This window comes from Pseudomonas sp. HY13-MNA-CIBAN-0226 (genome assembly GCF_040310305.1).
GTDB lineage: Bacteria > Pseudomonadota > Gammaproteobacteria > Pseudomonadales > Pseudomonadaceae > Aquipseudomonas > Aquipseudomonas gregormendelii.
On the sequence record NZ_JBEOPS010000131.1, the window covers coordinates 1 to 311 of the forward strand.

A 311-nucleotide genomic window follows, 5' to 3' on the forward strand; every position below is an offset into this window, starting at 1 on the left:
GATCTATGTCGCGGCAAAGTCCGACTACACCGGGCGCGTGACAGTGCCAATATTATGGGATAAAAAAACCAAAACGATCGTTAGCAATGAATCGTCTGAAATCATTCGTATGCTCAATTCAGCCTTCGATGAGGTTGGCGCACTAGCAGGTAATTTTCTACCGTCAGAATTATTAGCAGAGATTGATGAGATTAATGCCTTTGTTTATTCTACCGTTAATAATGGTGTCTACAAATCAGGATTTGCAAGCACGCAAGAGGCTTATGAAGAAGCGGTGACTGAGCTGTTTGCTGCGCTAGATACCTTAGAGG

At 43.4% G+C, this 311-nt stretch carries 1 pseudogene; it reads left to right on the top strand.

Annotation, left to right across the window (positions count from 1 at the left end):
• Nucleotides 1-311, top strand: a pseudogene (locus tag AAEZ05_RS28090) (glutathione S-transferase family protein); the annotation flags it as partial.